A 14,027-nucleotide genomic window follows, 5' to 3' on the forward strand; every position below is an offset into this window, starting at 1 on the left:
AATATCATAAAATCCACATATACAGTACACAATCATTATTTATGGTTTTATGACTTATCACCAAGTGAGTATCTTTATTATTTTATTATAACACAATCCATCATATTACATCATTTTTTATATTATCTTTTTTAAATTAAATGCTTAATTAATTCAATGTGATAACTTTACTTATTTGCAGTAAAAAAGGAGATGATATACATCTCCTTTCTTTTCATTAATGATGATTATTTAAAACGCTCATCTTTAATTTCAACATAAGCACCTGAGCGTACTTCACGCAACCAATTTTCCATTTCAGTTTGATATTGACTATCCCCTAAAATTTGACGTGCCATATTACGTTGATTTTCTTCTGTCATGTCATATTGGCGAGTATCTGTTACTTGTAAAATATGCCAACCAAATTGGGTTTGAAAAGGCTGACTAACATGACCCACTGGTGTACTTTTCATCACCACTTCAAACTCAGGTACCATTGTACCTAAATTGACCCACCCCAAACTACCACCATCACGGGCAGAACCTGTATCGGTAGAAAAAGTTGATGCTAATGTAGCAAAATCTTCACCGTTTACCGCACGCTGATACAAGACATCAATCATATGTTTAGCATCTTGCTGACTTACAATTGTTGTTGGTTGAATTAAAATATGACGTGTTTGATATTGTGGTACAATTTGCTTTTCAGCTCCAGCACGGCGATCCAAAACTTTTACCAAATGCACACTACCATCTTGTCCTTGAATCAGCTCCGACACTCCACCAGCTTGTAAAGAACTCACACGCACCGCAAGCTCTGCTGGAATTTCTGATAACTCTTTCCAACCTAAATCTTGAGCAATAACTTGATTGGCTATATGGCTATATGCCTGACGAATATTTTGTACCGATTGCCCTTGTTGCAATTGTTGTTGCACTTGCTCTGCTGTTGTACGAGCATTATCTCCTGCTATACGTAAATGTACCACATGATATTGACTACCAGTCGATGCTTGACCTGCTGGAGACTTTAAAAAATTATCAATATCTTGGTCGCTAATCTTGATACGAGACATCACCATTTGCTGACTTAAACGCTGAATAGCTAAATCTTCTGCTAAACCTGCACGCAAACTTGCATAAGTATTAGCTTGTTTAGCATCAACTTGTTGTTGAAACTCTTCTAAACTATTTGCACCTGCTTGTTTAGCAATATTTAGCATTGCTGTATTGAGCTCTTGCTCACTCACTTTCACGCCATAACGTTTCAGTAAATTTTTTTGTGCTTGACGTAAAATCAGTTGGTCTAATACACGCTGTTGTAACATCAGTTGATTAGCTACTGTTTCACCCTGTGCTTGTAGTTGCTTACTATAGAGTTCAACGCCTTTTTTTAAATCGCTTTGTAAGATAACCCCATCATCAACTACGGCAACAATACTATCATTTATTTGAGCAAAGTTAGTCGTACTCAACCCCATCATAGCAACCAGTACAGTTGCTTTAAATGTATTCTGCATTAATTTTTTCATTAGCGTTGTGTCCACATCTGATTCGTTTTGTTAAAACCTAATACTCGACTTTCTAATAAACTGTTAAATTTATTATTAAAGCCACCTAAACCTTTTAAGGTAAACTCTGCCATGATTGCACGATTTGCTTTGATATCTGGCGAGTTTGGATCATCTAAATCATTATAATAAGACCGTCCATAAACAGATACGCCCCAACAACATGATTCATAATTAACCCCTGCAAGCATATCTCGCCATACATTGTTATCAATATCATATTGTACATGACCAACTATTCGCCAGTTATCTTTTACAGGCTGAATAAATGAAAACATGGCTTGGTCATAAGCAGTTTGACGACCTTGTATTTCTTGACGATTAAAATAACCTAAATTATATAAATTACCTTTATCGCCTGTGTAATAAATTTGTATATCACGTTGTGCATTTGTACCAGAAGAAGTCCATGCGGCATTGGCACTCATAGACAGATTTTCTGTAAACTGGCTACCTACACTTACAATTGGACCTGTGCGACGTTCCGTTTCTACATCACGCAAGGTAACACGGCGATCTTCAAAAAAGAAACTTTGACCGATACCAGCACGCAAACGTTCTAAGCCTAATTCATCAAACACACGATAATTCACGCCCAAACTTAAGAAATTATTATCATCTAAACGGTCATGTCCATAAAATCGTGTAGAGCTAAATAACTGGTCATAATTAATAGATGCTGTTGTAGTATCAAAATTTGGGTTATTTGTTTGATTTTTATAGCCTGAATAAGCATAAAAAGCACGTGGCGAAATTTGCTGTAAAAACTTACCTTGCTTTTCAAAGTTTAAGCCCATATCTAGCGTAAATTGTGGTACAACTACCGAATTATTATCATTTTTAGCAAGATTACGACTATTCAAACTATCACGATCATACCATGTATTAATGCTTTTTACACCAATACTTGGCACAATAAAACCATAAGGCTGGCGATAATTATAACGTAATGCTAAACTATTATAAAAACGTGTACCACTGGTTTCAATGGCTGACATATCTCGCACATTTTTCTTAAAATAAGCGGTGTCATTATCATATTCAAATTGCCAACCTTTAATATCACTCCCTTTCACATAATTCAGTAAAAATTGTGGTAAACGAGCATAAGGACGTTTATCATCACTCACATCTTTATCTAAAGTCTGGAAACTTTCTACTTTAAGCTGGGCATTTAGACCTTGAATACCATTAGCATAATTTAAACGTAATGCACGGCGTAAATTTAAGTCAGTATGTGTACTGGTATTTTGGCTTAAGTCAGAGAAAAAGTCTTTATCTGACGCATAATTATACTCGCCTGATAAGTCAAATTGTGGATTAATTTTCCAATAATGTAAAGCATGAAAATCTGCACGTTTTTCACCATATTTACGGTCAGATGGTAAATAACCTCCCCATAACTTTCCGCCACCAAAATTCTCTGTCAAATAGCGAAATTCTCCATCAAGCATAACCCCTCTATCCGTCATAATACGTGGTGTTAATGTTGCATCATAATTTGGTGCTAAATTTAAATACACAGGCGTAGCAATTTGTACACCACCATTATTCGTATAACCAAAATTAGGTGTTAAAAGACCTGTCGTACGTCTATCATCTATCGGAAAATTAAAATATGGAACTGATATCACAGGTGTATTTTTAATATACAGTTTAGTACCTTTAGTAACACCACGTCCTGTTTCCTGATTTAATTTAATTTCTTTGGCTTTAATTTTCCATGTTGGCGATTTACTTGGTGCACAGGCTGAATAACTTGCTTCTTGTAAAATTACTTCATGCGTATTTGGACGAGAAATCTTTTTTGCGTAACCATGTGCGTGTGTTTGCTCACTAATATAATAGCTACTTTCCAAGTCGCCAATTTGTTGTTTTAAGTTATAACGAATACTATCACTTTGTGCTACAATACCATTTTGAGCCATTTCTACACGACCTTGTACAGTAGCATAAGTTTGTGTTGGATCAATGGTAACTTTATCAGCACGAATTTTACGACCCATCTGCTCAATTTGTACATCGCCAATTAATTCAGAATCGCCAATAGGGTTATAATAACCATAATCTGCATGAATAATCGTTTCGCTATCTTCTAAATCAGCAGTCGGTGTTTTTGCTGAGACAGGCGTAACCCAAGTTCCCTGACAAAAACGATTAAAATGCTTTAATTTTTTATTATCAACATATTGTTGTAATTCACTATTAGGCTGATAATAACGTTCAAAAAATGATTGTCCTGCATATTGTTCATTTTGCGGTGCAATTGGTTTGACCTGTGGAGCTTTAGTCTCAATTTGTTGTTGAGTCTCGGTGTCTAGTTGTAGTTTGTCTTGCTCAGCTGATGTTTTTACCATTTGTTCTAATGGTTTAGGTTCATCAACCTGATTAACCGATACCAATCCTACTTTACCAACTGATTCAATTTCTACACTTGCATTCTCTTGTGCATAAGCCAATGAATAACTTGAGCAAAGTGTCATTATTGTCACTGCTAGACGATTCATTTGAAATTTTATCATCTTACTCTACCCCATAAACCCTAAACTTTAAAATCTTCACCCAAATATACACGGCGAACAGTTTCATTGGCAAGAATTTCCTCTGGCAAACCTTCCGCAATCACAGCACCCTCACTCACAATATAAGCACGCTCACAAATTGCTAAAGTCTCACGCACATTATGGTCAGTAATCAACACACCAATACCACGTTGTTTCAGTGTTTTGACAATATCCATAATATCACCTACAGAAATTGGGTCTACACCTGCAAAAGGTTCATCAAGGAGCATAAATTTAGGATTCGCTGCTAATGCACGAGCAATTTCAGCACGACGACGTTCACCGCCAGATACACTCATACCTAGCGAATTTTTAATATGCGTAATACGAAAATCTGCCAATAACTGCTCTAATTGCTGTTGGCGTTGGACTTTATTTAAATCTTTACGCATTTCTAAAATTGCCATAATATTTTCCGCAATGGTTAATTTGCGGAAAATCGATGCCTCTTGTGGTAAATAACCAATCCCCTGTTGGGCACGTTCATGCATAGCTAAAGCTGAAATATCTTGATTATCCAAGAAAATTGAACCTTTATCCATACGCACCAAACCCACAACCATATAAAAGCTTGTGGTTTTACCTGCACCATTTGGACCAAGTAGACCGACAATTTGTCCACTTTGCATTTCAAATGAAACGTCCTTAACCACCCAACGCTTATTATAGTTTTTTGCCAAATGACGAATGGTTAAAGTCTGTACTCGACTTTCACGCATTAGTCTCTTGCTCCTGGAAAGGATTTTTGACTTGATGGCGGAATAACAAGTTGTACACGACCTGATTTAGAGCCTGTTGCTTCAACATCTCCCTTATTCATGCTATAACGTAAGGTTTCTGCACGCATAATTGCACCATCTTGATTAAGATATGCACCACCAGATAAAGTAATAATACCTGTTGATGCATTATAAACAATCTTTTGTGCTTGACCTTGAGCAATTCCTTTTTCAACATGGATTTGCTGTTGGAATTTTGCAGGACGACCCGTTGCTGTTATACTACTAATTTCACGTTTAGCATTTAAATGAGCGACGATAGAATCCGCTTGTACTTTTAATGTCCCTTGTTGAATGACAACATTACCTGAATAAGTCGTTACCCCTGTTTTGTCATTATAAGTCGCACGGTCAGCAGACAAAGTAATTTGCTGATTACGGTCAGATGGAATTGCAAAAACTGTACTTGTGGTAGCCAATAATAGCCCCATAACCGAAATTTTTACCAAAGATTTATTCTGGTGCATATTGACCTCTTATACTAGAAAATTCATATAAACCTGTATTTAAGTCAGCAGATAGCCCCTGACTACTAAACATGGCATGATTGGATTGTACTAAGACTTGATGTGTCGTTTCAATACGTTTTTGTTTAGGATAAACAGTTAATTCAGCAGTTGTGAGTTGCATATCGCCTTGTGGTGTAATTTTAGTTACAACCACCCCATCAGATAAAATCACTTTTTGGTTATTGTCATAACCATTGACGGTTTTAGCAAAAAATTTTGTATCTTCTTGACCCTGCTTAAACATTGTAGCAGTAATATTTGTCATTTGCGATTGCTCTGTTTTTAAATCTTGTTGTAAATTATCAATAATAGCTCGCATTTGTAACTGTCCTTGTTCATCACTTTTCATGACCTGTACATTTTGAGCAGAATACATGAAGTTACTAGGCTGTTTTACCTCTAATTTTGCACGTTTACCCGCAAAATAATAGTAACTACCGCTTAATATTGCCACCACGATGGCAACAATATATAGCAATTTATGTTCCATATTCAATATCATGACCTAACGCTACGCTCTACACTTTTAAAAATTCATTCAGTAAACGTTGATATTCACCTTTAGCTGTCAATAAAATATCACATACTTCACGCACTGCCCCACGTCCGCCATAGGCTTGGGTAACAAAATCTGCACGATAACGCAATTCACTATGACCATTCGGTACTGTTACTTTCATACCAGCAATCGCAAAAGCAGATAAATCTGGCCAATCATCACCCATATATAAACAATCACTCGGTTGTAGACCTAAGTTTGTACACGCCTCTTTCAGTGCTACGCCTTTATCTTCACGCCCTTGAAAGACTAAATCAACCCCCAAATCACTCATACGTTTTTCAACAATATAACTCTTACGCCCTGTAATAATAATTACTTTTATGCCTGCTTTTTGTACCAATTTCATGCCTAAACCATCACGAATATCAAATGATTTAATTTCATCACCTGTATTCGTCAAAGTTACAAAGCCATCACTTAAAATCCCATCAACATCTAAAACTAAGGCTTGAATATGTTTTGCACGCTCTAATAATGGAAAAGAAATCATTAACTTACTCCTGCTTGAATTAAATCGTGCATACTAATCACACCAATTACTTTACGCTGTTCATCAACCACAATAAATTGATTAATTTTTTTATCACGTAATTGCTCCAAAGCTTCCACTGCACGCAATTGCTGACCAATGGTATAAGGATTTTGTGTCATCACATCTTGAACAGGCATATCAACACTTAAACCATGCTGACGTTCAATTAAACGACGTAAATCACCATCGGTAAAAATACCTAATAACACATCATTGTCATCAACCACTGTGGTTAAACCTAATCGCTTAGCACTCATTTCATATAATACTTCATTCAGTGGCGTTGATGGTTTAACTTTAGGCAAACTCTCACCTGTATGCATTAAATTTTCTACATGTAATAATAAACGCTTACCCAATGCACCAGCAGGATGAGAACGAGCAAAATCATCAGCAGTAAAACCTCGTGCATCCAATAAAGCTACAGCTAAAGCATCACCCAAAGCCAATGTTGCAGTTGTGCTTGATGTTGGTGCTAAACCCAATGGACAGGCTTCTTCTGACTCACCTAATGTTAAAGCCACATCAGCATTTTGTGGCATAGGTCCTTTATCATCACGGCTAATGGTAATTAATGGCACACCCAAACGTTTAATAAGTGGCATTAACATCATAATTTCATCACTTTTGCCTGAATTAGAAATCGCAATCAATACATCACCTTTTACTAACATTCCTAAATCACCATGCCCAGCCTCTCCCGGGTGCATAAAAAATGATGGTGTTCCTGTAGATGCAAAAGTGGCTGCCATTTTACGTCCAATATGTCCTGATTTACCCATTCCTGTTACCACAACACGCCCTTGACAGTTAAATAAAATCTCACAAGCACGGTAAAAACGCTCATCAATTTGTTGAGCTAAAATTTGCAACGCTTTTTGTTCTATTGCCAAAGTTTGGCGAGCAATGGTTTGATAATTCATCGGATTCATCATCATTCAGACTAAAATATTGTTTATTTTAGCATATCTTACACTATGATTGGTTAAAATCTGTAGTAATGATGTGAATTTAACATAATTATAGTAAATTCAATTCAAAATGGAACAGTAGGGGCGAATTATATTCGCCCAAGTAATTGATTTTACAAAGGGTTTATGTAATAAACCCCTACATTTATTGTATTATTCTGATATAAATCGACTATATTATTAAAATGTTTTTTGTAGTTTAATATTCACTTCATGTGCATCATAATCATAAAACCATGAAATATTACTTTTCATTTTGCTATATTTATAGCCTAATACAGGATAAAATCCTTTAAAATTCATATTTGGCATGGCATAAGATAAAATATAATTTTGCTCCTTATTTCGAGCAGGTTTTGGGTCAATCAATACATTTTCCATTTGATAATTTGTTTGTTTAAACATCGCCAAAGCTGTTAAATTAGATTGGTTATCAAACACATGATAAGCCCCTAAACGAGCAGTATATTGTTTAAATGAATTAGTATCATCATTGATATTTTTATCAGCATAATTTGCCCCCATAAAAGCTAATGTTTTAGGCGAAAGTTGATAACTGAATGTTAAATAAGTTGTAAAAATATTGCCATTATAATACTCTTTATTAAGACTGTTTTTAAAATTATTCTTTTGATATTCACTTTGTAAATTTAATCCTATTTTTTCATTAAGTTGATTATTATAATCGACTCCTAACCCATAAGCATCATACATTGATTGTGCTGAATGACGATAATGTTCATAAAAGGGATAAAGATTCAAACTCTGTTTTGCATTTTGGAATTTATAGCCCAATGCAGTATTGACCGTTTGCTGACTTTGGCTTGATTCAGTATCATAAATTGAACCATACGCTAAGGTTTTAAAATACAATGAATGTTGCTCATGCAATGGAATATGTTTAGCGATTGTCGCATTATATGTCCATAATCCATCACTCACAGCGGATTCTGCAGTACGTAATTGTGTACAAATTTGTTGCCCATTGATGATAAATTGTGTATAACATTGTGAACCACCTGATTTTTGATTAACATTATTATTATAACTCATACCGACTGCAATAGATCCTTGCCATTGAAAACGTTGTGCAATCGCTTGTAAATAAATATCAATAACTTCTTGAATTTGTTCAGGTAACTGCGGATAAATCGCTTGAAAATGCTGTTTCGCCTCTTCATTTTTATGATTTTCAAATAAAATGCGAGCTAATTCTAAACGCCCTCGTGTAAAATCAACATCATATTCAAGCATGGTTTTAAAATAGTGTTCAGCTTGTTTATAATCACGTTTTGATTTCGCTAAAATTCCTTTAGAAAAATAAACAATCACAGGGCTATAATATTCTAATTGCTGATAACGCTGTAAATAATGATTTAAATCTTGCCAATCTTGTTGATTAATGGCTATAAATATCGCCTGTGTTAAACTTGCCTCATTGTCTTCCACATGATTTTGATTTTTTATTGCTGTGATTTTATCTAAAACTTCTGTGCCTGATAATAATTGTTCTTGTTGTTGCTGTTGCGTGAGTTTATATTGTTGTTCTAATTGATGGCGATTTTGCTCATCAGTTGCCCAAACATTAACTGTCATCAAACAACTCAATACACACACAGCTATTTTGTTCATATTCCACTCATCTTTTAAAATATAAATAAGATTGTTAAGCGGTTATTCCTAACAATCTCATGATGTTAAATTTTGCACAATAAACTCCTAAATTAAATTTTATTAACATAAAATTGAAATTAAATTTAGGAGTTTTTACTATTTAATGCCCTATAACAACTCATTGTTTGCTACCGCCAAAGGCTGTATCAAATTTGCTGTTTGCACCACCAAAAGTCGCTACACCTGCCACAGAAGCTGCATTTGTACCAAAGAATTGACCTTTAATGTCTCCTTCAACCTTACCATTCGCAACCGCTTTACCAGTAATTTCACCTAAATTTCTAGTTTTAAATGAACCATCAATACTTAAAGTATTGGTAACATTCGCTCCGCCATTCACTGCACGGTTTAAATTACCTGCAATAGTTTTAGCTTTAAAATCAGCTTTTAACGTACCTGTCAATAAATTGTTTGCTGCTGCAGTTGTAGAGTTACCAGTCCAACCATTCCACACATTACCGACTTGACCATTATATTGGTTAATACCCACGACATTATAGGTTGCTGTACCTGTTGTTGGCACACTTAAACCATCAGTTTTACCCACATAATATACGGTACGGTCTTTATCGCTTGCTGATGTGGTACTTGCTTGGTGCCACTCGCCAAAGTAAACATTGTTTGGTAATTCTTTATAAGAGAATTTACCTAAAGTTGAATGGTCTGGTACTCGTGGTAATTTAACCCATTTATTCATATCCAACTGAACCACGCCAGCAGAATCTTGACCACCGACATTCATCACAACACGAGTTGTAGTTCGTTCTGCTGTTGCACGTAAATTTGCAATATCTACAAATTTGTTATTAACCTGAGAGCCATTAGTGGTATTAATAACGGCAATACCTGAATTACCAATTTGGTCTGCTTTATGTGATGGCTCAAATTTTTCACCGTTTACAATAATAGCATCTCCAACTGCACCCACACGTACTTTAGCTTCATTACTTGAATGACCTACTACACCAGCATGAGCTACACCAACCGCGAAACCTGAGATGGCAACTGCCACCGCTAATTGTTGAATTTTCATAGAGTTTACTCCATTGAAAGATTAATCTTAAATTTAAATATAAACTTAATGATTTTAATTATCATTAAGTTTATACTTAAATCATACAGCGTTTTAAAATTGATTGCAAGCACTTTTTTCAATTTTTTTACTATTTGGTATTTTTTTATGATAAAAGAATGGCAAGCCCTGTTACAGTCTTACCATTCTCTACACTAAGCGAGCAAATTAAAACTTATAATCAATACCTAATTTAAAAGTACGCCCCGGTGCTGGGAAAACCGTACGTGTTAATGCATCTGGGTGATATACATTAGTTAAGTTTGTACCAATCAACGATAATTTTAAATTCGGCATAGGTTTATAGTCCATATAGGCATCAACTGTATAGTAAGATTTCCATACATCACTACCAGTTCCTCTATTGAGAGTATCTCCCCAGCATGCAATCACACCTTGACATTCAGCTTTCAATTTTTTGAAATTTGCACTACTTTGATAGCTGACACGGCTACCAAGCACCAAACGGTCATCTAAAAAGCGTGAACCTACACTTAAGCTAACAGAATGCTTTGGCGGAATCGCTCCACGCAAATAGCCATTAGGAAAACCACCTGTAAAACAAGTTCTCGTATTTGGGTCATATTTGTACAACTTACCTAATTTTATCTGAGCTCGTGCATCACACATTTCACTCTTCATTAAGTAACTATAACTTATATCAGCAAATACTTTACCTGTATCCATACGCCCTTGTAACTCGATGCCTTGTGTATCTAAGCGTTCATATTGCGTAAAAAAGTTCGATAAAGCACTTTCGTTACGGTCAATCACATTGGTTAAACGATTGCGGTAATAGTTCAATTTAATATCCGCATTTTTCCAATTTGGTAGCCAACGGGTTAAATCTTGTACATAGCCTACTTCTAAATTTTTAGCCACTTCAGGCTCTAAATAATCAATGAGCAATTTACCCCAACTATTTGGATCAATTTTATACGGATTTTGTGAAAAACCTGCTAAACCTTCATACATCGAAGGGAAGCGTGTAACTTGATTATAACGTGCATAAATACGGTTATACGGTGTAAACGCATAACTAATCGAAATAGAAGGGTCAAACTCACCTTTATATTTGCGTTTACCCAAATCCGCAAGTCTAAAGCCCTCGCCCCATAACCCATCACCTACACCCCCCGAAAAAAACTCACCTTCTCGTTTAATTAAATGTGTTTGATTATAGGGAGCGGTTTCTGCTGAAAAACGCCCATTTTTATCGGCATACCATTTATAATTACCTCTATAAAAGAAATCATCTCTATTATTTGTACGTACACTATAACCATCATAGCCATGTTTTGTTTTATAATCTTCAAGATTTTTGGCAATAAAAGCATTTAATTCATCAAATTTTGCTTCTCTCTCATCATCATCCTCAATATCCCAAATGCCCCATTTCCTAGATAAAGCAAACCAATCAAATAGTGTCTCTTTTTCTTCTTCAGTTGGATTATACTGTACTGAATACCATTTAAACTCATTCATTTCAGGGTGTTTCCATTCGCCTTTAGCTACTTTTTCTTGTAAAAAAGTATCCTCTAAGCTGGCTTTACCCCAACGCCCACCCAGTTGAATATTGAGTTTATCCGTCGCTTGCCAGTTTAAATGCGTCCAAAAACTATGCTCATCTCGTTCGCCTGCTTTCGGTGGAAAAATATAGGAAGAAATATTATCACCCCATTCACATTGACCATCAGCATTAAACCCAGTATAGCAGAATTGCGGTATCGGAGACATAGAAGCAGTTTGTTTCTGACGATGTAAATTATAGCCTAGCGTTAAATTTAAATTATCTTTTAACTGGAAATTATTACTTAAATCAAAACCATATTGTTTATTACGCACCAAATGTAAAGCAGAATTAACAATTTCTGTTACGCTAGGATTTAAATCATGCCCCATTTTTTCTTTATATTTTTGGCGTATCTCATCTAACTGAGCTTGACTAATTTTACAAGATAAATCAAAAGATGTTGTTTGCAAAACATAACCATCACTTTTTAAACAGCCTGAAGCAAGTAACATTTTTGCAAAATCCTGCTCATATATAGCATCAGCCCCTCTTGGTAATGCAATCGGTGCACCACTACTATTATTATGGCTCGTAGTTTTACTATACCATGCACTGGTTTTTAAATTCAGCCAACGGTTTTGCTCTGGATTGATTTTATAGTCAATACGCCCTGCATTTTGCTCAACGATAGCAGGTGTCCATTGCACACCAATGGTTGTATTTGGTCCATAATCGAACACATTTTTCATGATTTCTGAATAGACAGAGCGTGTATTCATTACTTCGCCATATTGTATATCGCTTTTACGCCAGCTTAGGTTAATTTCTTGACCTTTTGGTAAATGCCAATTATTTTTAAGTAGCCAAGTTTCATTTTTACTGCCTGTATTTGGCACTTCATAGCTTGGTGGCATAATTTCTGCAAAATTAATCACATCATCATCATCTCTGTTATCCGTTTTACCGAATTTAGTATAATAATCGCTCGCATTGCGTGAGCCTGAAAAGTAGTTCCCTTGTTCACGTTTGCTATAAGCGACCATCACATCGGTTAAATCATTTTTTCCTGCAACAGCAAAACGCAAGGCATAATCATCAAAAAATTTATTTTTACCACTATTTTTCAATGGTGTATAAAGTTGTGGATTAGCATCACCAAATAATGTCCAAAAATTTTCACCTTCATCAAAGCGTTCGCCATAGTTAATTTTTGGATAGCGTGGTTTTACCGAGTTATTATTGGTTTCGTATTTGACACTTACCCCCCAATTTTTACCATCAATAAGCACATCTTTAGCATCAATAGTATTGAGCATTACCGCACCGCCAACCGCTAATGGCATACCATGATTCAGCTCAGTTGCTCCTTTATAGGCACGCACTTCGCTGATTAAGTTTGGATCTACATAAGTACGGTTATTGACCCCTGAATAACCACGATACACGGTATATTCAGAACGTGTACCATCAACTACAACAGGAATACGCCCTTCGCCTTGTAGACCACGAATATTGGGAGAAATCGCCCCATTATTGCGTGAATCACTACTATGTACGCCTGCCACACCGCTCAATAAATCAGCTGGATTTACCCCTTTATAACGTTCGACTTCTTCTTTTTCTTTGTAAATACTAACAATATTCTCTTTGAATTGTTCTTTTTTACCCTGTTCATAACGAGTTTCTTGTTCCGCAGTAACTTCGATGGTTGGTAACTCTTCAGCCTGTACTGCGGTGCTATTTTCTGTATTAGCAAATGCAGAATGACTCATCGCAATCGCTAACGCTAATGCGGACATTTTCCATAATACAGCTACAACTTTGCTGTTCTTCACACGTTTTTTCAGCATAAGACACCTTTAAAAATAGGATAAATGATAATTAATATTATTAGTATTATAATAAAAATATTAAGTTTTGCAATATTTTTTTTACCATTTGTTATTTTTTTAATTATAGTAAATTCAATTTATAACTGGACAGTAGGGGCGAATTATATTCGTCCAAGTAATTGATTTTACAAAGGGTTTATGTAATAAACCCCTACATTTGCTGTTATTGTTCTGATATAAATCGACTATAAAAAGTCATTATCAACTCATATTAAGTTATTGATTTTTTTCTGATGGTATAATGATTATCCACCTATACAAATTTGAATATTTTAAATCATATCAATATATTATGATTTTAAGTTAAGAATAGCGTTATTAAAATTAAATTTCATAAAGAAATAAATTCCAACTTGTTAAGTTGTTATTGAAGCTACTAAAATATATTTTTATTTTCAATAAGTGA

Annotated in this window: 10 protein-coding genes; all 10 read right to left on the bottom strand. The window is 35.2% G+C overall.

All coding sequences use genetic code 11. The features are described from left to right. Positions 1-227: 227 nt before the first annotated feature. The gene (locus LU301_RS07485) at positions 228-1,514 is read right to left on the bottom strand and encodes a peptidylprolyl isomerase (RefSeq protein WP_305269291.1); all 1,287 of its coding nucleotides are present in this window, start codon (positions 1,512-1,514) and stop codon (positions 228-230) included. Next, a complete protein-coding gene (locus tag LU301_RS07490; protein WP_370692251.1) occupies positions 1,514-3,910 on the bottom strand; it encodes an LPS-assembly protein LptD in 2,397 nt (798 codons plus the stop codon). The genes LU301_RS07485 and LU301_RS07490 overlap by 1 nt, the downstream gene beginning before the upstream one ends. A gap of 185 nt (positions 3,911-4,095) precedes the next feature. After that, a complete protein-coding gene (gene lptB / locus LU301_RS07495) occupies positions 4,096-4,836 on the bottom strand; it encodes an LPS export ABC transporter ATP-binding protein (RefSeq protein WP_305269297.1) in 741 nt (246 codons plus the stop codon). Further along, complete coding sequence (lptA, locus tag LU301_RS07500) at positions 4,836-5,327, bottom strand: lipopolysaccharide transport periplasmic protein LptA (protein WP_370692252.1); 492 nt, start codon at positions 5,325-5,327, stop codon at positions 4,836-4,838. Before lptA ends, lptB begins: the two co-directional genes overlap by 1 nt. A 22-nt stretch (positions 5,328-5,349) precedes the next feature. Next, positions 5,350-5,895, bottom strand: a complete 546-nt coding sequence (lptC, locus tag LU301_RS07505) for an LPS export ABC transporter periplasmic protein LptC (RefSeq protein WP_305269303.1) — start codon at positions 5,893-5,895, stop codon at positions 5,350-5,352. Between the two features lie 28 nt (positions 5,896-5,923). Further along, the gene (locus tag LU301_RS07510) at positions 5,924-6,457 is read right to left on the bottom strand and encodes a KdsC family phosphatase (protein ID WP_305269306.1); all 534 of its coding nucleotides are present in this window, start codon (positions 6,455-6,457) and stop codon (positions 5,924-5,926) included. Continuing rightward, on the bottom strand, positions 6,457-7,422 hold the full coding sequence (locus LU301_RS07515; RefSeq protein WP_370692188.1) for a KpsF/GutQ family sugar-phosphate isomerase: 966 nt from the start codon (positions 7,420-7,422) through the stop codon (positions 6,457-6,459). The genes LU301_RS07510 and LU301_RS07515 overlap by 1 nt, the downstream gene beginning before the upstream one ends. A 228-nt stretch (positions 7,423-7,650) precedes the next feature. Further along, positions 7,651-9,102: a surface lipoprotein assembly modifier gene (locus tag LU301_RS07520; RefSeq protein WP_305269313.1), complete on the bottom strand. Its 1,452-nt coding sequence runs from the start codon at positions 9,100-9,102 to the stop codon at positions 7,651-7,653. 160 nt (positions 9,103-9,262) lie between these two features. Further along, on the bottom strand, positions 9,263-10,177 hold the full coding sequence (locus LU301_RS07525; protein ID WP_305269316.1) for a Slam-dependent surface lipoprotein: 915 nt from the start codon (positions 10,175-10,177) through the stop codon (positions 9,263-9,265). Between the two features lie 207 nt (positions 10,178-10,384). After that, positions 10,385-13,579 (bottom strand): TonB-dependent receptor domain-containing protein, encoded by a 3,195-nt coding sequence (locus LU301_RS07530; protein WP_305269319.1) that lies wholly within the window; start codon positions 13,577-13,579, stop codon positions 10,385-10,387. Between the last annotated feature and the right edge of the window lie 448 nt (positions 13,580-14,027).

Source organism: Moraxella sp. ZY210820, assembly GCF_030674635.1.
GTDB lineage: Bacteria > Pseudomonadota > Gammaproteobacteria > Pseudomonadales > Moraxellaceae > Acinetobacter.